A 280-nucleotide genomic window follows, 5' to 3' on the forward strand; every position below is an offset into this window, starting at 1 on the left:
GGCCGGCTTCAGCGAATCGGGGCTGCGCCGCTCGATCTCGGCCTCGCTCAGCGGTGCGCGGAAGCGGTCGAAATCGCGTACCACCTCATCGGCGAAGCTGTTGAGTGGCGGTAGCGGCCCGTCCGGCACCAGCGCGAAGAAATTGTCGATCTGGCTGACGACGAGACGCGGGATCGTCACAGCAGGCGTCGCTTCGGCGAAAGTGTCGAGCGCGGCGCGCAATGAGGTCTCCGTTTCGTCGGCGGCCAGGCGGAAGGGCGCCCTCAGAGTTGCATGGAAG

1 protein-coding gene is annotated in these 280 nt (G+C 66.8%); it reads right to left on the minus strand.

The window, feature by feature from the left end:
- A partial coding sequence (locus EN846_RS34820; RefSeq protein WP_281036185.1) for a DUF1045 domain-containing protein occupies positions 1-267 on the minus strand: 267 nt, incomplete at its 3' end.
- Positions 268-280 lie beyond the last annotated feature (13 nt).

Origin of the sequence: Mesorhizobium sp. M4B.F.Ca.ET.203.01.1.1 (assembly GCF_004791025.1) — a bacterium.
Classification (GTDB): domain Bacteria; phylum Pseudomonadota; class Alphaproteobacteria; order Rhizobiales; family Rhizobiaceae; genus Mesorhizobium; species Mesorhizobium abyssinicae.